This is a genomic window from Alteromonas salexigens (assembly GCF_025628895.1).
GTDB classification, from domain to species: Bacteria; Pseudomonadota; Gammaproteobacteria; order Enterobacterales; family Alteromonadaceae; genus Alteromonas; species Alteromonas salexigens.
Window position 1 is genome coordinate 190,733 of the sequence record NZ_JAOTJC010000006.1, and the last position, 23,245, is coordinate 213,977.

The 23,245-nt window shown below is 51.8% G+C and carries 19 protein-coding genes and 1 tRNA gene; 15 read left to right on the forward strand and 5 right to left on the reverse strand.

Annotated elements, in window-relative coordinates; all coding sequences use genetic code 11:
* Window position 1 precedes the first annotated feature (1 nt).
* From OCL06_RS04965 to OCL06_RS04975, 3 genes are all read left to right on the forward strand, one after another.
* A tRNA-Asp gene (locus OCL06_RS04965) sits at window positions 2-78 on the forward strand.
* 163 nt (window positions 79-241) lie between these two features.
* Window positions 242-940, forward strand: a complete 699-nt coding sequence (lolD, locus tag OCL06_RS04970; RefSeq protein WP_262993109.1) for a lipoprotein-releasing ABC transporter ATP-binding protein LolD — start codon at window positions 242-244, stop codon at window positions 938-940.
* A complete protein-coding gene (locus OCL06_RS04975) occupies window positions 937-2,172 on the forward strand; it encodes a lipoprotein-releasing ABC transporter permease subunit (RefSeq protein ID WP_262992640.1) in 1,236 nt (411 codons plus the stop codon). Before lolD ends, OCL06_RS04975 begins: the two co-directional genes overlap by 4 nt.
* 13 nt (window positions 2,173-2,185) lie before the next feature.
* Here OCL06_RS04975 and OCL06_RS04980 read toward each other — a convergent pair whose 3' ends face one another.
* The gene (locus OCL06_RS04980; RefSeq protein WP_262992641.1) at window positions 2,186-3,532 is read right to left on the reverse strand and encodes a dicarboxylate/amino acid:cation symporter; all 1,347 of its coding nucleotides are present in this window, start codon (window positions 3,530-3,532) and stop codon (window positions 2,186-2,188) included.
* A gap of 118 nt (window positions 3,533-3,650) precedes the next feature.
* Between OCL06_RS04980 and OCL06_RS04985 the strand changes: the two genes are divergently transcribed.
* Window positions 3,651-5,945 carry an Ig-like domain-containing protein gene (locus OCL06_RS04985; protein ID WP_262992642.1) on the forward strand — a complete coding sequence of 765 codons (2,295 nt, stop codon included), beginning with the start codon at window positions 3,651-3,653 and terminating at the stop codon, window positions 5,943-5,945.
* Window positions 5,946-6,110: 165 nt separating this feature from the next.
* On the opposite strand, the gene astB is transcribed toward OCL06_RS04985, so the two are convergent.
* The gene (gene astB, locus OCL06_RS04990; RefSeq protein ID WP_262992643.1) at window positions 6,111-7,451 is read right to left on the reverse strand and encodes an N-succinylarginine dihydrolase; all 1,341 of its coding nucleotides are present in this window, start codon (window positions 7,449-7,451) and stop codon (window positions 6,111-6,113) included.
* A 359-nt stretch (window positions 7,452-7,810) separates the two neighbouring features.
* On the opposite strand from astB, the gene topA reads away from it, so the two are divergent.
* The 3 genes from topA (at window position 7,811) to OCL06_RS05005 (ending at window position 11,469) form a co-directional block, all read left to right on the forward strand.
* Entirely contained in the window at window positions 7,811-10,477 is a 2,667-nt protein-coding gene (gene topA, locus OCL06_RS04995; protein ID WP_262992644.1) for a type I DNA topoisomerase, read from the forward strand.
* A 6-nt stretch (window positions 10,478-10,483) separates the two neighbouring features.
* Window positions 10,484-11,032, forward strand: a complete 549-nt coding sequence (locus tag OCL06_RS05000) for a DUF2058 domain-containing protein (RefSeq protein WP_262992645.1) — start codon at window positions 10,484-10,486, stop codon at window positions 11,030-11,032.
* 65 nt (window positions 11,033-11,097) lie between these two features.
* Window positions 11,098-11,469 (forward strand): YidH family protein, encoded by a 372-nt coding sequence (locus tag OCL06_RS05005; protein WP_262992646.1) that lies wholly within the window; start codon window positions 11,098-11,100, stop codon window positions 11,467-11,469.
* A gap of 50 nt (window positions 11,470-11,519) precedes the next feature.
* Here the strand turns inward: OCL06_RS05005 and OCL06_RS05010 are convergent, their stop codons facing one another.
* Both OCL06_RS05010 and rne read right to left on the reverse strand, forming a co-directional pair.
* Window positions 11,520-12,506, reverse strand: coding sequence for a phosphotransferase (locus tag OCL06_RS05010; RefSeq protein ID WP_262992647.1), 987 nt, complete (start codon window positions 12,504-12,506; stop codon window positions 11,520-11,522).
* A gap of 64 nt (window positions 12,507-12,570) precedes the next feature.
* Window positions 12,571-15,729: a ribonuclease E gene (gene rne / locus OCL06_RS05015; protein ID WP_262992648.1), complete on the reverse strand. Its 3,159-nt coding sequence runs from the start codon at window positions 15,727-15,729 to the stop codon at window positions 12,571-12,573.
* 615 nt (window positions 15,730-16,344) lie between these two features.
* On the opposite strand from rne, the gene rluC reads away from it, so the two are divergent.
* Together rluC and OCL06_RS05025 are read left to right on the forward strand one after the other, a co-directional pair.
* Entirely contained in the window at window positions 16,345-17,289 is a 945-nt protein-coding gene (rluC, locus tag OCL06_RS05020) for a 23S rRNA pseudouridine(955/2504/2580) synthase RluC (RefSeq protein WP_262992649.1), read from the forward strand.
* A complete protein-coding gene (locus OCL06_RS05025) occupies window positions 17,286-17,951 on the forward strand; it encodes an HAD family hydrolase (RefSeq protein ID WP_262992650.1) in 666 nt (221 codons plus the stop codon). Before rluC ends, OCL06_RS05025 begins: the two co-directional genes overlap by 4 nt.
* 23 nt (window positions 17,952-17,974) lie before the next feature.
* Here OCL06_RS05025 and OCL06_RS05030 read toward each other — a convergent pair whose 3' ends face one another.
* Window positions 17,975-18,583 (reverse strand): Maf family protein, encoded by a 609-nt coding sequence (locus tag OCL06_RS05030; RefSeq protein ID WP_262992651.1) that lies wholly within the window; start codon window positions 18,581-18,583, stop codon window positions 17,975-17,977.
* Between the two features lie 186 nt (window positions 18,584-18,769).
* On the opposite strand from OCL06_RS05030, the gene yceD reads away from it, so the two are divergent.
* The 6 genes from yceD to fabG are packed head-to-tail and all read left to right on the forward strand — an operon-like array spanning window position 18,770 to window position 23,205.
* The gene (gene yceD, locus OCL06_RS05035; protein ID WP_262992652.1) at window positions 18,770-19,303 is read left to right on the forward strand and encodes a 23S rRNA accumulation protein YceD; all 534 of its coding nucleotides are present in this window, start codon (window positions 18,770-18,772) and stop codon (window positions 19,301-19,303) included.
* Window positions 19,304-19,306: 3 nt separating this feature from the next.
* On the forward strand, window positions 19,307-19,477 hold the full coding sequence (gene rpmF / locus OCL06_RS05040; protein ID WP_262992653.1) for a 50S ribosomal protein L32: 171 nt from the start codon (window positions 19,307-19,309) through the stop codon (window positions 19,475-19,477).
* A gap of 24 nt (window positions 19,478-19,501) precedes the next feature.
* On the forward strand, window positions 19,502-20,521 hold the full coding sequence (plsX, locus tag OCL06_RS05045; protein ID WP_373318443.1) for a phosphate acyltransferase PlsX: 1,020 nt from the start codon (window positions 19,502-19,504) through the stop codon (window positions 20,519-20,521).
* A complete protein-coding gene (locus OCL06_RS05050; protein WP_262992655.1) occupies window positions 20,518-21,483 on the forward strand; it encodes a beta-ketoacyl-ACP synthase III in 966 nt (321 codons plus the stop codon). Before plsX ends, OCL06_RS05050 begins: the two co-directional genes overlap by 4 nt.
* A gap of 42 nt (window positions 21,484-21,525) precedes the next feature.
* Complete coding sequence (gene fabD / locus OCL06_RS05055; RefSeq protein WP_262992656.1) at window positions 21,526-22,455, forward strand: ACP S-malonyltransferase; 930 nt, start codon at window positions 21,526-21,528, stop codon at window positions 22,453-22,455.
* Between the two features lie 9 nt (window positions 22,456-22,464).
* Window positions 22,465-23,205: a 3-oxoacyl-ACP reductase FabG gene (gene fabG / locus OCL06_RS05060; protein WP_262992657.1), complete on the forward strand. Its 741-nt coding sequence runs from the start codon at window positions 22,465-22,467 to the stop codon at window positions 23,203-23,205.
* The last annotated feature ends 40 nt before the right edge of the window (window positions 23,206-23,245 follow it).

The window sequence follows — 23,245 nt, forward strand, 5'->3', positions numbered from 1 at the left end:
CGGAGCGGTAGTTCAGTTGGTTAGAATACCGGCCTGTCACGCCGGGGGTCGCGGGTTCGAGTCCCGTCCGCTCCGCCACTAACGCTGTGAAAATTTCTTATTTTACAGCGCTTATCTACCCCATCATTATATCCTTGATATTCTTCTGTTTTGTGATTTTCTCTCGCTGCGATTGATGTTGGTATTCCCGTGTCTATCAGGATACCATTTGCTTCATCGCTTATCAGAGGTACACGCAGACGTGGATGCAGTAATCAGATGCCAGGGGATCAGTAAATCCTACCAGGAAGAAAGTACAACGACGCCCGTATTACAGGACGTATCGTTTTCAGTAAATGCCGGTGAACAAATCGCTATACTGGGGAGTTCCGGTTCGGGTAAAAGTACCTTGCTGCATATCCTGGGTGGGCTGGACTCTGCCGACACCGGTGAAGTACACATCAATGGTCAGCCAATTTTATCGCTGTCAGCCAAAGCCCTCGCGTCCCTGCGCAACCAGGATATTGGTTTTATCTATCAGTTTCACCATCTGCTACCGGAATTCACGGCTTTAGAAAACGTGGCTATGCCTTTGCTGATCAATGGCACCTCGCCGTCGGAGGCCAATCGCCGGGCGGCCGAAAAGCTTGATCAGGTGGGCTTATCTCACCGCTTAACTCACAAGCCAGCGGCGCTGTCCGGTGGAGAACGTCAGCGGGTAGCGATTGCCCGTGCGCTGGTTAATAATCCCAGTATTGTGCTGGCAGATGAGCCTACCGGTAATTTGGATCACCGCACAGGTGAGCAGGTGTATGCGTTACTGAAATCACTCAGCGAACAGCAGGGCACATGCTTTGTGGTCGTCACCCATGACCGCTCACTGGCTGCCCAGATGGATCGCACCCTCACCATTCGGGATGGGCGTTTGGCAGAAACTCAGGTGAAGGAAACTGCATTATGATGCTGGCCTGGCAACTGGCTCAACGCTTCCGTCAGGCCAAACAGAAAAACCGCTTTATTTCGTTTATCTCGTTTTCCTCAACTGTTGGGATTGGTCTGGGTTGCTTTGTGTTGATCACCTTATTGAGCGTGATGAATGGTTTTGAGCGCGAGCTTACCCAACGTATTTTATCCGTGATCCCCCATGGGGAAATTTATGCCACTGAAACTACGGGCATTCGCCACTGGCAGGCACAGCAACACCGGTTGCTGCAGGACCCGCGGGTGAAGACCGTGGAGCCTTACACCAAAATTACCGGTATGCTGCAATTCAAGGGCGATCTCAAGGCCGTAGAACTTACCGGCTTACAAATTGAAGACGCTACCGCACCCGGCTGGCGTGCCCATGTACAGGATAACCACTGGCAAACGTTTGTATCACACCCCGATGCGGTGTTGCTTGGTAAGGGGATTGCTAAGCGGTTGCAAATTAACCCGGGGGACCGGGTGCAGGTGTTGATCCCCACGATGACCGACGACATGTCGTTCAAAGCACCCCGGTCTGTGACGCTCATTGTAGCGGGTACGCTCAATATTGGCGGTGAGATGGATAACTACCTGGGAATGATGCACCTTAACAAAGCGTCTGCGGCAATGAACGTGGACTCTGGCGCCCAGGGCCTGCGCTTTACTCTGGCCGACCCGTTCTCTGCATACCAGACCATGCGTGATATTGGCTATACCTTCCCTCAGGCCGCGTTTATGTCGGACTGGACACGTACCCAGGGGCATCTGTACAACGATATTCAGCTGGTGCGCGTAGTGGTTTATATCGCGCTGACCCTGGTGATAGCCGTGGCCTGCTTTAATATTGTATCTACGCTGGTGATGGCAGTAAGAGAAAAACGGGCTGCCATCGCTATCCTGAAAACTATGGGGGCTCCGGACGGGCTCATTCGTGCAGCATTTGTATTGCAGGGCATGATAAACGGGGTGACGGGAATTGTGATTGGTACCCTGGCAGCGCTGGTAGTTGCGCCAAACCTGTCGGCCATTGTCGCCGCAGTGGAGGGTGCGCTAGGGATAAGCGTGTTATCCGGTGATATTTACTTTATTGATTTTCTGCCTACCGAACTGCATGGCAGTGACGTGATTATCACCGTGGCGGTGGCCTTTGTGCTGTGTATTCTTGCTACCTTGTATCCGGCTCATAAAGCGGTACAGAGTAAACCGGCCAGCGCATTGAATGGCTGACCGGTAAACGCTATCAACTATTGCGGTCGAAGTGTTGCAGGTCGACGTCTTCTTCCTTCTCGCCGGCCGCAGGATCATTATAAACTGACTCGTCCAGCTCGTTCTCACTCTTGGCCACCACACACGAGACCATACAGTCACCGGTAATATTCACCGCTGTGCGTGTCATATCCAGTAACCGGTCAACACCAATAATCAAGGCAATACCTTCTACTGGCAGGTTCACCTGCTGCAATACCATGGCCAGCATAATTAAGCCCACACCGGGGACGCCCGCTGTACCCACCGATGCCAGGGTCGCAGTCAGTACCACCATCAGGTAATCGGCCATACTCAGGTCTACCGCATACACCTGCGCGATAAATACCGTCGCGACACCCTGCATAATAGCTGTACCATCCATATTAATGGTGGCGCCCAACGGCAGTGTAAACGAAGACACTGAATTACCCACGCCAAGCTTGTTGCGGGCGGTTTCCATGGTCACCGGCAGCGTGGCACTGCTGCTCGAGGTACTGAATGCAAACAGGGCAGCTTCCCGCATTTTCATAAATAAAATCATCGGGTTCAGACCGGTCAACAGTTTCAATAACACGGAGTAGGTGACCAGACCGTGGATCACCAGCACTGCCAGCACTAAGCCGAAATATTTCGCCAGACTGAAGATCGTATCCACGCCAATAGTGGCAAACAGCTTTGCCATCAACACGAACACGCCGTATGGCGCCAGGTTCATAATGATGGTAACCAGCTTCATGATGACGGTATTAATATCTTCAAAGAAGGCACTGATGCGTTTACCCGCTTCTCCCGTCATCGCCATCGCGATACCGAACAGAACCGCAAATACGATGATTTGCAGCATATTTCCTTCGGCCATCGAGTTAATCGGGTTGGTGGGGAACATGTTTACGAACACCTCAGACAGACTGGGCGGTGTGTTCGCTACGTATTCATTTTCAGTACTTAAGTTGAGGTTTTCGCCGGGTGAAACCAGCAAACCCAGACTAATCGCCAGTGACACTGCGATGCCGGTAGTGACAATATATAAGCCTACCGATTTGGCGCCTAAACGCCCGAGTTTACTGGGCTCGGTTAGGCTGCTGGTACCACAGATCAATGAAACGAAAACCAGTGGCACGACCAGCATTTTTAAGCTGGCAATGAATATCTGGCCGAGAGTGGAAAATATACCTTCTACCAGAATGCCATACGTTGAGAAGGAGAAACCAAATATCGAAAAGGTGAAATCTCCGCTATCATCAAACAGCAATTGAAGCAGTGCGCCGATAATGATTCCGGCGACCATGCCGATAAATATTCTGGTGGTAAGGCTATATTTGTGTGCATTTTGAGACATGTATGTTCCCTGAGCATATTTTATTATTCTGAATTGCCCGTGTAGTTTGCCAGATTCTTGCTTATTTTAAACGTGTAAACGACCCAATTGTCATTAAAAGAGGTCCAGGAAGACAACCATGCGAGCATTATTGAAGTCGCTGACGCTACTCAGCACACTATTTGTACTTATTGCCTGCGGAGGAGGTGGTTCGGTTTCCAGGGATGGTAATGATGGTGATGACGGCGACGGCGGTGGTACTCCCCCTGAACCGACTATCAGCATCAGCCTGTCATTGGCTGACAGTGATGGCAACGCTGACAGTGACCTGACCATCGACAACCCACTGACACTCACTGCTACCGTAACCAACTCTGACGGCGACGCAGTCGGTGATACCTTAGTGACGTTCTCACTGAGTAATGACAGCCTGGCCTCGTTTTCAAATGACACCGGTACCGCCCGTACCAACGCCAGCGGTGTGGCAACCATCGGCATGACCGTGGGCGCCCTGGCCGGTGACGGCGCGGTCACGGCTACTATTCCGTCTGGTGAAGAGGGCAGCACCACCTTCTCATCCAGTGGCAGTGGTGGCGGCAGTGTTCAGCCGGCAACACTACAACTCTTCGCCAGCGCTGTGCAGCTGGCTTCCAGTGGTTCTGATGACGTCGAACTGATTGCACTGGTGAAAAATGAACAAAGTGTGCTTATGGAAGGCGTGGAAGTAAGCTTTTCGGTAAGCAACCAGGCGGACGTTGAGCTGCAGCTGACCCAGCCTACCACCACCGCTGATGGTACGGCGAGGGCACGCTTAACGACGTTAAACAATGCCACAAACCGGGTTGTAACGGTTACCGCGCAAACCGGTACGTTTGTCGAGACGGTCGACATCGAAATTTTCGGTACGGATGTGACCATTAATGGCACTACCGAAGGTGGGACGGCTTCAGTGATCCTCAACGACTCTGTCGATTTGACCTTACGCGTACAGGACTCCGATGGCGTGGCTGTACCGAATCAGTCCATTCAGTTAGCGGTAGACAACGGTTTATTAGACGATATATCAACAGAAGCAGATGAAGCATCGGCCACACTTACTGTAACCACTTCTGCAAATGGCCAGGCGAGCGTGAAGTATACCGGGACTGTCTCAGGTACCGATACGCTTACTGCAGCAGCGTTGGGTGACGCGTACGGTGATGCCGATGGTGATGGTTTCAAGATTTTTGTACAGGAAGATGAATTCTTCTTTTCTTCCATACCGGCAGGTGATACCCCGCTGAACACACAGGAAACGCTGACCGTTAGTTGGCGTAAAGACGGTAGTCCATTTGCAGACGGTGATGTGACATTCAGTGCGTCTCGCGGCACCATAGTCGATGGGCAGGCGACGGGAACGACCAATGCCGATGGTGAGGCCAGTTTCACGATCAGTTCAACGAATGCCGGGAAGTCGTCAATTACGGCGACGGGCATTGACGATGAAGGCAATGAGGTCAGCGCTCGCGTAGACATTGAGTTTGTGGCGACTGTACCCCATGTGATGCAGGCGGATGCCACGCCGGATCTGATAGGTCCAGACGGCCAGACCAGCACCATCACTGCTATTGTGCGGGACGTCGACGGTAACCTGGTAAAAAATACTGTAGTAAACTTTAACGTGGACGACACCAGTACCGGCACTATTTCACCGTCGCAGTCGACCACCGACAGCAACGGCGTGGCTTCAACAGTATTTACTTCGGGCTCGGTTACCAGCGAAGATGCAGTTGTAGTGACTGCGGCTGTCAGTGGTATGAGTGAAGTCAGTGACACAGTGACGCTCACGGTGGGCAACCGTGCATTTGATGTTTCAATAGGTACCGGTAACGTGGTATTGAGCCCTGACAACGCCACCTACCTGAAAGAGTTTGCGGTATTTGTGACCGATTCGGTCGGTCAACCGGTTGAGGGGGTGTCACTGACAGCCTCTACCACGCCTACCAAATTTGCTAACAATGGCATGTACCGAAAAGGTTTCTGGATTTGGAACGGCACAGTCTGGGTAATCACCAATAATGACGTGGACCCCGTCCGCACCGGCCTGACTGCAGAGTGTACCAACGAGGATATTAATGCCGACGGTATCTTAAATGCGGGGGAAGATAATAACAACGATGGTTTCCTGACCCCTGGTATCGTAGGTGCACTGTCGTTTGCCGGCGGTAACGTCACCGATGAGAATGGTCAGGCTACTTTGGAATTGCGATATCCAAAAGCTTACGCGCCTTGGTATGATACTGAAATTACTGTATTTGCGCAGTCCACGGGTAGTGAAGCCAGCGCGTCGACGATATTTACATTGAGTGCGGCTGCGTCTGATCTGGATGATGAGGCTGAGCAGCCACCGCCGAGCCCGTTTGGCGTTAGTGATTCTTGTAACGATATTTTTTAATACGTTTAGCCCGGCTCGCCGGGCTTTTTTGCGCCCCTCTGTGGAGCTAAGTAAGCAATCAGGCGCGATAAAGACGTAGTCGACTGTGAAGGTGATAACGCTCTTTCAATGAACCAAAAAAAACCGGCAATGCCGGTTTTTTTGTTTCACTGAAGGGGGCAACGGTCAGTCGCGCTGGAACGGGTAGACTGATCCCAGTTTCAGGATTTGGGTCAGCTCATCCAATGCCGTACGCGATTCTGTTACCAACAGCGGGTCACGCAGATCGTTTTCAGTAAGCTCATCCCGGTAATTGTTGTCTATCCACTTATTCAGGCGGTCAAACTGTGCATCAGAAATCAGTGTATTCGGGTTCACTGCATCCAGTTCCTGCTCTGTTAGGGCGACACGCAGTCGCAGACAGGCCGGGCCGCCCCCGTTCCGCATGCTCTGCTTAACGTCAAAGTAATTAACTGACTTAATGGGTGTGCCCTTGTCTGCCAGAGCGTCCAGGTAGCTGCTAACCGCTTTATTTTCCTGACACTCAGTCGGAGCAATAATTGTCATGTCACCGGAAGGCAAGGTGATTATCTGGGTATTGAACAGATAGGTCTTCACCGCATCCAGCACGGATACTTCGGAGGTTTTCACTTCAATGAAGTGCAGCGGATGATCGCCGAACTTGTTGCGAATTTCAGCCAGTTTCGCCTCAGTTTCAGCAAATGCCTGCTCGTGATAGAACAACACATTCTGGTTGCCAACCGCAATGACGTCATTGTGGAACACACCCTGGTCAATGACATCGGGATTCTGTTGAATATATACCACCTGCTCATCACTCAGTCCGTGCAAGCGGGCAATGGCCTGGCTGGCTTCCAGTGTCTGACGGGCAGGGTATTTGCGGGGTGCGGGCTTACTGCTGTCAAAGGCATGTCGGCCATAAACAAACAACTCAAGGCCGGCATGCCCGTAATCGGTACACAGGCGGGTGTGGTTAGCCGCGCCTTCGTCACCAAAGTGCTCGTTATCAGGCAGATGCTTATGATGTGCGAAGTATTTGTCGTTATCAAAGGTAGCTTTCAGGATGCGCCCTGTCACCGCTGGTTCCAGCGACCTGTGAAACTTGTTGGTCAGGTTAGCCGGAGTAAAGTGAACACGCCCATCCGCGGTGTCTGCACTGGGTGAAACAGTGGCCGCATTGGCAGTCCACATACTGGAGGCCGAACAGCAGGCCAGCATCACCTGACGAGCCTGTTTAGCCGCAGCTTCCAGCACAGCGCCATCAGAACCGGTAAAGCCTAAGCGACGAAGCGTGGCGAGGTCAGGGCGCTCCTGAGGGGCCAGAACGCCTTGTTGCATACCCATGTCTGACAGTGCCTTCATTTTTGCCAGGCCCTGCTTAGCGGCTTGCTTAGGACTACTGACCGCATTGGCGTTGCTGAGTGAGGCAACATTGCCAAACGAAAGTCCTGCGTAATTGTGGGTAGGGCCCACGAGACCGTCAAAATTCACTTCGTATTGCTTCATACTTTCCCTCTGTGCTGTTACCGGTAGCATGTGCTACCTTTTCTTGCAGGTACTCAGGAATGAAAAAACAGACTCTATAAGTCCTTGTTTCCTGAGCTAGCCTGATTGAGAATAGCGTCGAATGAGCGGCATTATACGGGTTTTCCATTGCTTGCCAATCAAGGTGGTTAAATTATAGGCAGAATTCCCGGCGCTGGTGGAGGCAAGACAGAATAACTATTAAGAAGATCTTGTTTTCCATTCACTTTGTAGATATATGTTAAAAAAGCACGGGCGCTCAAAGGCCACATCAAAGCGTTCGTATCTCACACAAAACGATGCAGTAAATCGTTTTAAATCAATAGGTTTAGTTCAATTATATGGCAAAATCACTGGTCATAGTCGAGTCGCCAGCCAAAGCGAAAACGATAAATAAATATCTCGGCAAAGATTTTATCGTAAAAAGTTCGGTAGGCCATGTCCGCGATCTCCCGACCAAAGCACTGGGTAAAGTCGAGCCCAAGAAAAGTGCAAAAGAATTGAAAACGCTGAGCGAAGAAGAGAAGTCAGCGTACCTGCGGCGTCATGAATACAACAAACTGGTAGACCGGATGGGCGTAGATCCGGAGCAAAACTGGAAAGCCCATTATCAGGTGCTGCAAGGCAAAGAAAAAGTTGTTAATGAATTGAAAAAGCTGGCCAAAGACGCTGACACTATTTATCTCGCAACGGATTTGGACCGCGAAGGGGAGGCAATAGCCTGGCACCTGCAGGAGCTCTTGGGCGGCAAAGAAAAAACCTATCAGCGGGTAGTGTTTAACGAAATTACCAAAAATGCGATTCAGGAAGCGTTTTCCCATCCCGGCGAAGTGAATACCCACCGGGTGAATGCGCAACAGGCGCGCCGGTTCCTTGACCGGGTAGTGGGCTTCATGGTGTCGCCGCTGTTATGGAAAAAGATTGCCCGAGGCTTGTCAGCCGGACGGGTTCAGTCGGTGGCAGTGCGTCTGGTGGTTGAGCGTGAGCGTGAAATCAAAGCGTTCGTACCGGAAGAGTTCTGGGACGTCCATGCCGATCTGACAACCGAACAGAAAAATGCCTTACGCATGATGGTAAATAAGCATCAGGGCAAAGCATTTAAACCCAAAAATAAAGCCGAAACCGACACTGCGCTGAGCGAGCTGAAAGGCGCCAGTTATCAGGTGGAAAGCCGGGAATCAAAGCCTACCCAGAGCCGACCTTCGGCACCTTTCATCACCTCTACACTGCAGCAGGCAGCGAGCACGCGGCTTGGCTTTGGTGTAAAGAAAACCATGATGATGGCGCAGCGTCTGTATGAAGCAGGGCATATTACCTATATGCGTACTGACTCAACCAACCTGAGTCAGGAAGCGCTTGATAGCTGCCGGGAATATATTGAAGATAATTTCGGCAACGCCTACCTGCCTGCATCGCCCCTTCGCTATGGCAGCAAAGAGGGCGCACAGGAAGCGCACGAAGCTATCAGACCGTCAAACGTGGCGATTAAGGCAGACTCCCTTAAGGAAATGGAACGCGACGCGCAGCGCTTATACGAGCTGATTTGGCGTCAGTTCGTGGCGTGTCAGATGACCCCGGCTAAATACGATGCCACTACCATTAAAGTGGCCGCTGGAAATTATGAACTGACTGCCAAGGGCCGGGTGCTGAAGTTTGATGGCTGGACTCGTGTGCAGCCTCAGCTGCGCAAGAAAGGCGACGAAGAGCTGACTCTGCCGGATGTTAAGCAGGGTGATGTGCTTAATTTGAAAGCGCTGGATCCCAAACAGCATTTCACCAAGCCGGTGGCCCGCTACAATGAAGCTTCACTGGTAAAAGAGCTGGAAAAGCGCGGCATTGGCCGCCCGTCTACTTACGCCAGTATTATTTCCACTATTCAGGATCGCGGCTATGTGCGACTGGATAATAAACGCTTCTATGCTGAAAAAATGGGTGAAATTGTAAACGACAGGTTGATGGAAAACTTCGACGACCTGATGAGCTACGATTTTACCGCCAACATGGAACAGCACCTCGATGACATTGCCGAAGGCAATAAAGACTGGAAACAGGTGCTGAACGACTTCTACAGTGATTTTTATAATAAATTACTGACTGCAGAAAAAGATACCGAAGAAGGTGGCATGCGCGCTAACGTTGCGGTGCCGGCTGGTATCACCTGTGAAAAGTGTGGTCGTGAGATGAACATCAGAACCGCTTCAACCGGCGTGTTCCTAGGCTGTTCAGGTTATAACCTGCCGCCGAAAGAGCGTTGCACCAACACCATGAATCTGACCCCTGGCGATGAAGTGGTGAAAGTGGATAACGACGAAGAACTGGAAACCGAAGTATTACGGGCCAAAAAGCGTTGTCAGATTTGTAGCACGGCGATGGACAGCTATCTGGTGGATGAAACCCGCAAGTTGCATGTCTGCGGCAACACGCCAACCTGTCCGGGCACTCTGGTGGAAACCGGTACCTTTAAAATTAAAGGCTACGACGGTCCTGTGATTGAATGCGACAAGTGCGGCAGTGACATGGAGCTGAAAAACGGGCGTTTTGGTAAGTACTTCGGGTGCTCCAATGACGAGTGTAAAAACACCCGTAAGTTGCTTCGTAACGGCGAACCCGCGCCACCAAAAGAAGACCCGGTAGATTTACCTGAGCTACCTTGTGAGAAAACCGACGCCCATTTTGTACTCCGGGATGGTGCCTCCGGTATTTTCCTTGCGGCCCACAACTTCCCTAAGTCGCGGGAGACTCGTGCGCCGAAAGTGGAAGAACTTGCGCGCTTCAGGGATAGAATTTCGCCGAAATTCTATTATCTTGCTGATGCGCCGCAGCAGGACCCAGACGGCAACCCGACCATAGTGCGGTTCAGTCGTAAGACCAAGCAACAGTACGTGATGTCAGAAAATGAAAATGGCAAAGCGAGTGGCTGGTCTGCCTGGTACCAGAATGGCAAATGGGTAGCGCAGAGTGCGAAAAAAACTGCACCGAAGAAATCAACGGCAAAGAAAAAAGGGTGATTGAGAGTGGCATCGCTACAGGATCAATTGCTTAAAGCCGGGCTGGCAGACAAATCGTCTGCCAAAAAGGCCCGTGCTGATAAGCGCAAGAAACAGAAACTGAAAAATAAAAATAAAGCCGAAGTGGTGGATGAGGCCACCCTGGCTGCGCAACAGGCTGCGGAAGAGAAAAAGGCCAGAGACCGGGCACTTAATGAAGCGAAGCAACAAGAGCTTGAAAAGCGTTCTGTGGCCGCGCAGGTTAAGCAACTGATTAGCATCAACCGTCAGTCAAAAGGGCGGGGGGACACGGTGCTTAACTTTACTCACGATAATGTCGTCAAGCGTATGTATGTCACCGACGCAGTACACAAGCTGGTAACGCAGGGCCGTCTGACGGTGGTCAGCTTTGAAGGCGGCTACGAATTGGTGCCGACGCCTGTGGCAGAAAAAATTGCTCAGCGCGACGCAGACTCAGTGATTTACCGGGCCGATACGGCCAGTGAAGATCAGGCTGCATCAGAAGAAGATGACTGGTATGCCGACTATCAGATCCCGGATGACCTGACCTGGTAACACATTTTGAATGTTAGCGCCGTGAGCCTCTTGCGGCGCCCATTGTCCGACAGAGATAAGCGAGTATGTCAGACCTACAGGATCCCAGAGTATTATTCGCCGCGGAACGTACGCTGCTGGCCTGGAACCGCACAAGTTTAGGCTTGATTGCGTTTGGCTTTGTAGTTGAACGTGCCGGACTACTGATGCAGGTCTTACAGCCAGAACAGGGCGCCTTAGTTACGCTGTCACCTGCTTTCATTCTGGGGCTGTTATTTATTCTCTTTGGTGGCGTGTGCGCCATGGTATCGGCATGGCAGTTTTCCCGTGTACTAAACACCCTTAATGATAACGAAATACCACCTGGCTACCGGCCACGGTGGGGCATGCTGGCCAACGTGATAGTTGCGATACTGGGCTTGTCGCTGGCTGCGGTATTGCTGCACCTCCATCAGTGACAGTGCTTCTCGGCAAATAATCTGAAGCCGCCCGTCGCTGAAGCGTCATTTCAACTGTGTGACTGCGTGGTTAAATAACGAAGAGCCTGGTGGGTATGGCGTTTTAAATCCCGGTTTATTTTCTTGTGTTGTGGACTCCAGCCGGCCAGAAACCGGTAAAAGTCAGCACAGGCCATTGAGTACGCTTGTTGCCATTCATCGTATAACGCCTGACGTTCTGCAGCCGGTATTTTGGGTGTCATTGCCGCGTCAAGATGGGTAAAGTACACCTCAAGACATGCGTCTGTATGTTCCAGTAAATCAGCTTCCGATAATGCGCTGCCCAGAAAATAGGCCACGTCCTGTGTGCCTACGCCACCGCCACAATACTGAAAATCAATCGCCGCGCAGTCGTCCATGCCGGGGGTAAAACAAAAGTTCGCTACTTTTGCATCGCCGTGTAACAGGGTTTGCCACTTACACTGGTGGAGAGCATCGGCGATCTCCCGAGCATACTGCTTGAGCGGCCCCTCAGCCATGGCATGCCATTCTGCCTCACGGGTGGCGAGATGCCAGTAAGTACCTCGCTTCCATAATTTTGCGGCGGAGGAACCCAGCCCGTGCGCATGGAATTCTGCTAGCCATTTCAGTACGGTGTGACATTGCGCGACGGAGAGTGTGCGTGGCACAGAGGTATAGCCACATGCAGCCAAATCCTCCATCACCAGCAGGAAGTGTTCGCCCCGGCGCTCATGGGCAACCAATGGAGGAGTGGCGCAGGCTGCGGGTAATGAGGGCTGTATGTCCGTGTAAAAGGCCGTTTCCACTGCAAACGAATGTAGCTTGCGCTGATGGCTATGGGCAGACTGCCAGCCTTTAGGATGCGCTGCCGTGGTGGCAGGCATAACCACTTTAGCCACCAACGGGCGACGGTTGACCGGCGAGTAAAACCGGACGCAGGTCCCGTAACCGCTCCACAGCGGCTGGATTTCGCTAATATGCTGAATATCCGGATCGTTTAAGGTTTCAGCAACCCAGGACAGCCAGTCGGGATTCATCTGCATTTTCCTCAAAAAAAAAGGCCGTATCAATTGATACGGCCCTGGTGTTTACGTGTTGGTATCAGCCAGCTTTAGTGGCTGGAGCCGAGGCTCGCGACGTGCTGTTAGACAGCGTAGCGAGGCGGCCAGATACTGCCAGCTCAGGACGTTTGTCGTCAGCAGAACCTACCACGGTAAGGTTGCCAAACGTTTCGTCGATTGCTTTAGGCAGTGCCATCGGATGAGAGACGCTGATCCGGCCCTGGCTACGCGCAGGTGTTATTGCGGCATCCGGAGTTTCAGTTTTCTCTTTCACCTGCATATCAGCCTGACCAGCTGGCTCGTCGGCTTGTGCCGCCGGTGCGGTCGCTTCAGGTTGTGCATCTGATTTTACCGGCGTAGCTACTGAATCTTTACCTGCAGGAGTCGCTTCCGCAGATTCAGTTTGCTTGGGTGTCTCGGCCTTGTCAGCCTGCACCTCTGGCTTAGCAGGTTGCTCTTCTGGCTTGGCAGGTTGCTCGCTGGCAGCTGTCGTTTGCTCGGAAGGCTGCTCTGCAGGCTTATCCTGAGTCGCCTTATCCGCTTCATTCAGATTGATTTCAACCTGCTCCGGAGCTGGTTCAGATTTGGCAGGTTGTGCCTCCTGAGCCGTTTCGGTTTGTGCGTTGTTGGCTTCAGGCATGTCGAATGGCAGTTGGTCCTGACGGCCTTCCTGCACTTCGGTCTGTTCAGCGTCTGGCTGTTTTGCGTGTTCGTAGTCTTCAGGCTTCACCTGCTCCTTACGACGACGCTGTCCAGCTGCACGCACATGGCGAGGCGAACGACGTGAACGGCCGCGGCTCTCACGCTTTTGCTCTTCGTTGTCATCAGCTACATTGGCATTGTTTTGTGCAGACACGGCTTCTGCGTCAGCGGCTTTCTGCGCGCTGTTGTTATCAGCTGGTGCAGATTTAGCATCTTGCTGATCACGTGACGCCTTGGATGCGGCCTGTTGAGGCTGTTCCGCATTTCCGTCAGCTTTCGGCGCTTCCTCGTTAGCGTGCTTCTGCGGTTTCGCTGCTTTGGACTGCTGTGATGATGGTTTGTCATCGGCCGGTTGCTGGTTAACCTGTGACGCTTCTGCATCTGCGCCTTTTTGTACTCTTACGCTGCGACGTCTGTCACGACGCTTGCGGCGTTCGGCCACTTCACGCTTCTTAGGTGCTTCCTGCTTGTCGGTAGCCTCCTGATTTTCAGGTTGCTCCGCTGGCTTGCTTTCCTGACGTGCAGGCTTCTGCTCATCACGATCCCGTGGTGTTTTGTTGCGAGGCTTACGGTTTCTGTTACCGCCACCACCGCGACGCTCGTCTTGCTCCTGACGTGCTTTTGGCTTGTCCTTGCTGTCCTCTTTCGCGGTCTCTTTCTTGGCCGCACCAGTGTCCTGGCGACGAGGCTTGCGTGATTTGCGACGGCGATCGTCACCGTTGCGGTTACGCTGCGAACGACTGCGTTGGTTGTCGTTTCCTTTTGACTGCTTGTTTTTCTCTTCTTCCTGCTTTTCTTCTTCACCCAGCAACGAGCCCAGCCATTTACCCAGGCGTGAAAACAGCGAGCTTTCTTCCGCTTTTTCTGGTTGTTTCGGTGCCACGGGGGCAGCCGGCGCCTGTGTTGGTGCCACCAAGCCTTTAAGGGCAGGTTCTTCACGCTTAACGACAGCTGCGGCGGGTTTATCCGCTTCAGTTTCTTCCGGTTGCATCAGCTCAACATCATAGCTGGCAGCGGACAGGACTTCTTCAGGGCGACGACGGTTGACCTGATAGTGTGGCGTTTCCAGATTCGCGTTTGGCAGCAATAACAGCTGAACATTATGACGCTGCTCGATGGACTGTACCGATTTCCGTTTTTCATTCAGCAGGTATGTAGCGACCGGTACTGGCAACTGTGCTTCAATCTGTCCGGTGTTGTCCTTGATGCTTTCTTCTTCAAGAATACGAAGAATAGACAACGCCAGTGATTCAGTGCCACGAATAGTGCCATGTCCTGAACAACGCGGACACACGTGGTGCGCTGACTCACCCAGCGACGGGCGAAGCCGTTGACGGGACATTTCAAGCAGGCCGAAGCGTGAGATGCGTCCCAGCTGAACCCGGGCACGGTCACTGCGTACCGCATCTTTCATACGGTTTTCAACTTCACGCTGATGGCGAACGGGGGTCATATCGATAAAATCGATAACTACCAAGCCGCCCAAATCCCGCAGGCGTAACTGACGAGCAATCTCGTCGGCCGCTTCCAGGTTGGTATTAAAGGCAGTTTCTTCAATATCACCGCCTTTGGTTGCACGGGCGGAGTTGATATCAATCGAAGTCAGCGCTTCGGTGGGGTCGATAACAATCGAGCCACCTGAGGGCAGTCTGACTTCCCGCTGAAACGCCGACTCAATCTGATTCTCAACCTGATAGTGACTGAACAAGGGCACATCGCCACGGTAGAGTTTTACCCGGCTGGCAAAGTCTGGGCGAACCAGTTCAATATGCTGTAGCGCCTGCTCATAAATACTGGTTTTATCAATCAGAATTTCACCAATGTCACGACGCAGGTAATCACGGATAGCACGCACAATGACGTTACTTTCCTGGTGGATCAGGAAGGGGGCAGGGCGCTCTTCCGCTACTTTGGATACGGCTTCCCAGTGAGTAAGCAGAACCCGTAAGTCCCACTCCAACTCTTCGTAAGATTTCCCGACACCGGCTGTACGGACAATAAGACCCATGCCGTCGGGCAAATCTAACTTACTGAGTGATTCTTTCAGTTCCGTACGCTCGTCGCCTTCAATGCGGCGCGAGATCCCGCCTGCACGTGGGTTATTTGGCATCAGTACCAGGTAACTCCCCGCTAATGACAGGAAGGTAGTAAGTGCAGCACCTTTCTGGCCACGTTCTTCTTTATCTATCTGAACGATGACTTCCTGGCCTTCTTTGATAACATCTTTGATGTTAGGGCGGCCTTCAAATTTGTAGCCTTTGGGGAAGTATGTGCGAGCAATTTCTTTGAGGGGGAGGAAGCCGTGGCGATCAGCGCCGTAGTCTACAAACGCCGCTTCAAGGCTGGGCTCTACGCGGGTTATTTTACCTTTATAAATATTGGCTTTTTTCTGTTCGTGCCCCGGGCTTTCTATATCCAGGTCGTATAGTCGTTGCCCGTCTACCAGGGCAACTCGCAACTCTTCTTGCTGAGTTGCATTTATTAACATTCTTTTCATTGTATCTAACTCTGTTTCCTACAGCCGTTTAGACACACAATTAAAGTGACATGTGCAAACCCTCACCGCGCAACCTCACGGCTGGACGGGGACTTTGTTGTAACGCCGTAATACCCTTTGCGCAGCCTGTTTGTGTCACAGGCACTTCTGTCGTAAGCGGGTGTCGGGAACGGCAAACCCTGTTTTTCAATGCTTTTTCGTGCCCCCTCGCAAATACGTTGCTGCAAGGGCGGCTGTCAATTCAATTCTGTTTTGCTAAACGGCGAACGTTTTGTTTTTGCTTACCGTGATGGCTGATCTAATAAAAGGCGATTTTTTTGTGCCTTTGTTTACTTTTCAATACCTCGCCATTCGGCGGGTCAGCATCACGTGCGTTTGTCTGACATAGTAGTTCAAACCGGTTCAGCCGCTTTTCATAAAACGGCTACAACTCTTGGATTATCGCATTACTTAGGTTAACGACGCAAGCTATTGCGGCAGTTGAAGCGCCGTTAATGACCTTTTGTTGAGGATTTATTCGGCGGTTGCCAGAATAAATGTGGCAACCGCTGATTTTTTTCAATTTCTGTGCTTTTCAGTAGGCCACTGGATAGCGCTACTGTTATACTCCGCGCCATGAAAGAACAAGCCCAGCAAAAAGTGCGCTTTGTGACCATTGATGGTGATATCGCCGGTCAGCGCATTGACAACTATTTACGCACCCAGCTGAAAGGTGTGCCCAAAAGCATGATCTACCGCATCTTACGTAAAGGTGAGGTGCGGGTTAATAAAGGCCGGGTCAAGCCCGACTACAAGCTTCAGGAAGATGACAGCGTACGTATTCCGCCGGTCAGGGTGTCGGAAGGGGCGCCTGCGCCGTCACCAAAACTCGACAAAATCGCGGTCTTGGAGTCGTGTATTTTGTTTGAAGATGACCGTTTGCTGGTTATCAACAAACCTTCGGGGATTGCAGTCCACGGTGGCAGTGGCCTTAACTTCGGCTTGATAGAAGGGCTGCGGGCCCTGCGCCCGGATGCCAAGTTTATGGAACTGGTACACCGTCTGGATCGCGATACCTCCGGGTGTATCCTGATTGCTAAAAAGCGCTCAGCGCTGCGTCATATGCATGAGCAATTACGCCATGGAAGGATGGATAAACGCTATCAGGCACTGGTAGAAGGGCAGTGGCCGGAGACGCGCTTTAAGGTAAAAGCGCCTTTGGAAAAGAACGTGTTGCAGTCTGGCGAACGGCTGGTCAATGTTAGTGAGGCTGGCAAGCCTTCCGAAACCCGTTACCGGATCCTGCGCCGGTTTGAGCACGCCACGCTGGTTGAGGCTTCACCCATCACCGGGCGGACTCACCAGATACGCGTACATTGTCAGCATGCTGGTCATGTGATCGCGGGGGACAGCAAGTACGGTCATGCCGACTTTGACCGGCAGCTGCAGCCTCTGGGACTTAACCGCCTGTTTTTGCATGCGGCGAGTATCAAGATTTTCCATCCTAAGACAGATGAAACCATGACGTTTACGGCGCCCCTTGATGCAAGCCTGAACCAGGTGCTGGAGGGATTATCATGAAAAATTACCAACTGGTTATTTTCGATTGGGATGGCACGGTGATGGACTCAGCGGCGAAAATTATACGTTGCATGCAAAATGCTGCCCGCCACTGTGAGGTGCCTGTACCTACCGATGACGAGGTGGCGCATATTATCGGGATCAGCCTGAAACCCGCCATCATGCAATTATTTAATACCCGTGACGAGGCTCTGGCTGACCGCATCGTGCAGGCCTATAAAACCGAATATTTGCAGCAGGATGTGGTGCCGTGTCCGTTATTTACCGGCGCTGAAAAGCTGTTTGACGCCCTGCGGGCCGCCAATAAAACGCTGGCTGTGGCAACAGGGAAAGCGCGTCGTGGTCTGAACCGGGCATGGAGTAACACCGGCACGGGGCATTACTTTGCCACCTCACGCTGTGCTGATGAGGCTAACTCCAAACCCTCACCGGATATGCTGGTGCAAATACTTGAAGAGTTGAACGTAAGCGCTGCTGACGCTGTAATGATTGGCGATACGGTGTATGACATGCAAATGGCGGAAGCTATCGGTATGGATCGTATTGGCGTGTCGTATGGTGTGCACGCGCAGGTCAATCTGGAAAAGCACAAACCGGAAGCTATTGTGCATTCATTGGCTGAACTTGGTGAGTTACTGCTGCCAGCCTCGGCGGGGCAGTAACCCCAGCCAAGAGGCGCCACGGTTTATTGCGCCGTGGCCATGGCCAGCAAGTCGGTATCAAACTGGCTGACAATATCCCGTAATAGCATGACAGGCAGTCCAATCAACGCATTGGGATCACGACTGTCGATGGCATCAAATAACAGCACGCCCCGTCCTTCGCATTTAAAGCTCCCGGCACAGTCGAACGGTTTTTCGGTTTCAACGTAACGGCGGATCTCGGTATCGGTTAGCGGCCGAAAATGTACACGGGTCACTTCGTGGTCGGTGATTTGCTGACGGGTGGTATGGCGACACACCGATACGGCAGAATAGAACACGACCTGTTTGCCGGCACAACGACGCAACTGGTCCACCGCGTTGTCCATGTTACCGGGCTTGCCCAGCAACTGATCGCCTTCTTCGTGTTCTATTACCGCCACCTGATCAGCCCCAATTACCAGATGATCGGGGTAAAGGGGGGCCACTTCCCGGGCTTTTTCCGCCGCGAGGCGCAATGCCAGTTCCAGCGCCGTTTCTTTGTCCAAAGGCGTTTCGTCTATATTCGGGGCGTGGGTGTCTGCATGAATTCCCAGATTAGCCAGTTGTGCCTGACGATAGCGAGATGAAGAAGCGAGAATGAGTGAATGCATAATTAGCGGCACATGTGTTGGACTGCAATGTTGTTCATGGTTAAACAGCTATGCCACAGAGTCAACCGCTACTGGCGGCTGGTGTGAACAGGCTTAAGATGACGGCTTTTTCGGCATACTATAAATTGTGGCTGCGGTGATTAAACCTTTGACAGGCAAAGGATGAGTCTATATTATGCGCGCCCTATGCAGAAAGTGAAATTACCTCATTCGCTCGACCCAGTCAAAAGCGCCATGAAGCGTTCCGATTACCGGGGTGTGATAGCGTCAAAAGACATGGCTCGATTCAGCGGTGCAGTTGTTGATTGCGATGAATGGGTGAACGCAGAAATACAGTTCGAAAAAGACGCGCAGGGTCTTACTGTCTTTCACGGTCATCTGGACACGCATGTTACACTTATCTGTCAACGGTGTAATGGTGAGCTCTCTCAACCGTTGCAAGTTGAATTTTGTTTCAGTCCTGTGCAGGGACAGAACGAGTTCGACAGCGACACATTACCCGAAGCTTACGATCCGGTAGAGGTCAACGACCAAGGAAATGTCAATCTTCTTGAATTACTTGAAGACGAACTGATTATTTCTCTGCCTATAGTGCCCCTTCATGCAGAGGAGGAGTGTGCGATAGCAAAGAAAGATATGCAGTTTGGCGAGATTGAACCGGAGCAAGAGCGACCAAACCCTTTCGCGGTTTTGAAAGAACTTAAGCGAGACCAGGAGTAAGTTATGGCAGTACAAAAAAATCGTAAAACGCGGTCTAAGCGCGGTATGCGTCGCTCTCACGATGCATTGACGGCTGAGACTTTGTCTGTCGATTCAACGTCAGGCGAGACACACCGTCGTCACCATGTGACTGCAGACGGTTACTATAAGGGCAACAAAGTTATCGAAGGCTAAGTGCTTCGGTGACATAAATTGTCCATGCTAACCATCGCGTTAGATATTATGGGGGGCGATCATGGTCCCCCAGTTATCCTCTCTGCTGCTCTTCAAGCAATTCAGAAACATCCCGATTGTCATTTCACACTGTGCGGCCACCGCGACGTCATTGAACCTGCTTTAGCAGATTTACGAGCCGACGCCCGTGAGCGGGTGACTGTGTCACACTGCGAGCAAGTTGTCGAAATGGGGGAAGCTCCCACCTCAGCACTTCGTACTAAAAAACAATCATCCATGCGCCGTATCCTGGAACTGGTGGAAACCGGCGAGGCTGATGCCTGCGTGAGTGCCGGGAATACCGGGGCCTTACTGACGCTGGCGTTTTATGTGCTGAAAACCTTACCCGGCGTTGACCGCCCGGCATTGGTTTCTGCTATGCCTACGGCCAGCCACCATAAAGTTTTCCTGCTTGATCTTGGGGCCAATGTAAACTGTACCGCCGAGATTTTGTTTCAGTATGGGGTAATGGGCTCTGTACTGGCTGAGCAAACAGCCGGTATCGAAAAACCCCGGGTGGCCCTGCTTAACGTAGGTGAAGAAGACATCAAGGGGAACGCTCAGGTTAAATATGCGAACCAGTTATTTCGTAATGCTACCGGTATCAACTACATTGGCTATGTAGAAGGTGACGATATATTCACCGATTATGCCGATGTGGTGGTGACAGATGGATTCACCGGAAACGTGGCGCTGAAGTCCAGCGAAGGTCTGGCCAAGCTGGTCATTAATGAAGTAAAGCGGCAATCCCGGCGTAACTTAATGACGCGAATGATGGCCCGCGTGGCCCTGCCGTTATTAAAAACTATCTATAATAGTGTGAACCCCGACCAGTATAATGGCGCCAGTCTGTTAGGATTGCGCGGCATTGTAGTTAAGAGTCACGGGAACGCCTCTGCAGATGCTTTCTATTACGCCATTCACCAGGCTATTCAGGAAGCCAGGATGCGCGTCCCGGAGAAAATAAAAAATAGAATAGAAACGGTATTGTTGGAGCAGATTTGAGCAAATATTCACGATTCATCGGAACCGGCAGTTATTACCCCAGCAATGTGCGTACAAACGCCGATCTGGAACTTATGGTCGATACCAGCGACGACTGGATTACCGACCGCACCGGGATCAAAGAGCGTCGCATTATTGGTGATGATGAAACCGCCGCGACCATGGGGGCAGAGGCCAGTAAGAAAGCCATCGAAATGGCAGGCATCGACCCCTCGACTATCGACATGATTGTCTGTGCCACGACCAGTGGGCGGTATGCATTGCCCAGCTCTGCCTGTGAAATACAACGTATTCTGAAGCTGGACGGTATTCCGGCGTTCGACGTCGCCGCTGCCTGTGCGGGTTATTGTTACGCGCTGAGTGTTGCCGACCAGTACATTAAATCGGGGATGGCTAAACGCATTCTCGTAGTGGGCACTGACTGCCTGAGCCGTCTTGTTGATCCGGAAGACCGGACTATGGTTATTCTGTTCGGTGACGGCGCAGGCGCCACAATCATCGAAGCAAGCGACGAGCCAGGTATTTTATCTACTCATATTCATGCTGCCGGCTCTTATGGCGACCTGCTGTACGTAGGTAACCCTAGCCGGGGTGACGAAACCTCGGTGCATGACAACTGGGGTGTCATGAAAGGAAACGAAGTTTTCAAAGTGGCAGTGACCAAGCTGTCAGAAGTGGTTGAACAAACACTGGCGGCAAATAATATGCAAAAGTCTGATTTGGACTGGCTGGTGCCACACCAGGCAAATTTCCGCATTATCAAAGCGACCGCGAAGAAGCTGGATATGTCACTGGACCAGGTGGTACTGACCCTGGAAAAATATGGCAATACTTCGGCAGCTACCGTTCCCACGGCGCTTGATACCGCTATACGCGATGGCCGCATACAGCGTGGTCAGCATTTATTATTAGAAGCATTCGGCGGCGGCTTCGCCTGGGCATCGGCCCTGGTGCGCTATTAATTTGTGCCGTAACGCCATCAGACAACAAGAAAAGGAACTAGTATGACTCGTACAGCCTGCGTGTTTCCCGGTCAGGGATCGCAGACCGTTGGTATGCTAAAAGAGCTTGCCGACGCATATCCTTCAGTAACCGAAACTTTCCAGGAAGCCTCTGATGTGTTGGGTTACGATTTATGGGCGCTGGTACAAAATGACAGCGACGGAAAACTGAATGAAACGCAGGTCACTCAGCCTGCATTATTGACCGCCAGTGTGGCGATTTGGCGCTTACTGCGCGAGCAGGGTGTTGAGGTTGATTATCTGGCCGGGCATAGTCTTGGCGAATACTCAGCGCTGGTTTGTGGCGGTACACTGGCATTTGCAGACGCTGTGAAACTGGTTGAGGCGCGCGGATCCTATATGCAGGAAGCCGTACCGGCAGGCGCCGGGGCCATGTTTGCGGTTATCGGTCTGGATGACGCAAAAATTGCAGACATCTGCCAGCAAACTGCCATCGCTACTGGCGATGTAGTGGCGCCTGTGAACTTCAACTCACCTGGCCAGGTGGTTATAGCCGGTGAGAAAAACGCAGCCCAGCAAGCCGCAGATGCGTGTAAAGAAGCCGGTGCGAAGCGTGCGTTACCTCTGCCTGTGAGTGTCCCCTCGCATTGCGAACTAATGCGTCCGGCAGCGGATAAGCTGGATGACGCGTTGCAGTCTGTTTCATTGTCAGCGCCAGCCATTAATGTGGTGAATAACGTTGATGTGAATATTGAAACAGATCCTCAGGCCATTAAAAGCGCGTTGGTGCGTCAGTTATACTGTCCGGTACAGTGGACGCGCACAGTGGAATATCTCGCGGCGGCTGGCGTAGAACGTGTTATTGAGGTAGGCCCGGGTAAAGTATTAACCGGTCTGGGCAAAAGAATTGATAAATCGCTGGAATATGTCGCGGTGAATACACCTGAATCACTCGCCGCAGTGACGGAATAGGGAGCAATAATGGAACAGTTAAAAGGTAAAGTTGCCCTGGTTACCGGCGCAAGCCGGGGAATTGGTAAAGCCATTGCTACACAACTGGCTGCGCAAGGTGCAACTGTTGTCGGAACCGCCACCAGTGACAAAGGCGCAGACGCTATCAGTGAGTATTTGTCTGCACATGGCGGCAAAGGTCTGGCCTTAAATGTTACCGACAAAGCCAGTGTAGATAGTGTCATCAAGCAAATTGCTGAAGACTTTGGTGGTATCGACATTTTAGTTAATAATGCCGGTATCACACGCGATAATCTGCTAATGCGCATGAAAGACGACGAATGGCAGGATATCATTGATACAAATTTGACGGCAATTTTCACACTGTCAAAAGCGGTTCTTCGGGGCATGATGAAGAAGCGTGCTGGTCGCATAGTAAATGTAGGCTCAGTGGTGGGCAGCGCCGGTAATGCCGGTCAGGCTAACTACGCAGCAGCGAAAGCAGGCGTTATTGGCTTCAGTAAGTCGATGGCACGGGAAGTGGCTTCCCGCGGCATAACAATTAATGTTGTGGCGCCTGGCTTTATCGATACAGACATGACCAAAGCACTGAACGATGACCAGCGAGCGGCCATTTTCAGTGACATCCCGGCTAATCGTTTAGGTCAGCCAGAAGAGATTGCTGCCACCGTTGCCTTTTTGGTCAGCGATGGCGCAGCGTACATCACCGGCGAAACGATTCACGTAAACGGCGGGATGTATATGAGTTAAATTCGCTTTTTATGCGAATTTAACCTACTTTAGGGTGGTA